We start from the raw sequence: 346 nt of genomic DNA on the forward strand, positions 1-346 counted from the left end.
ACTTTCATTTAAACGTGCGCTCCAAATGGTAGGAATAAAATTTTGTACTGTCATATTCTAATCACCCTGTCCTTTTCGTTAATTATTGTTTGTTTTGTAGTGCTTGTTTGACTTGATCCCAATGCTGATTGATCTCGTTTGGCGACATGCCTTTAATCGCTTCTAATGTAAATGTGCTACTCATTGAACCAGCCGAAGGTGTATAGCCATCCCTTTTGAGCCGTTGTTCCACTTGCTGTTGGATAGCCACTTGGAGTGATTGTTCCAACATAGCTAAGTTCGCTGTCGTCCCTTCTTCATCTGCACCAATAAAAAAATCCACTAACGGGAGTGGAAGTTTCTTTTC

1 protein-coding gene is annotated in these 346 nt (G+C 40.5%); it reads right to left on the bottom strand.

Annotated elements, in window-relative coordinates:
- Window positions 1-82 precede the first annotated feature (82 nt).
- Window positions 83-346, bottom strand: a 264-nt coding sequence (locus tag L696_RS0116225; RefSeq protein ID WP_025684590.1) for a capsid assembly scaffolding protein Gp46 family protein, incomplete at its 5' end; no start/stop codon positions are given.

This window comes from Paenibacillus maysiensis, assembly GCF_000520815.1.
GTDB lineage: Bacteria > Bacillota > Bacilli > Paenibacillales > Paenibacillaceae > Paenibacillus > Paenibacillus maysiensis.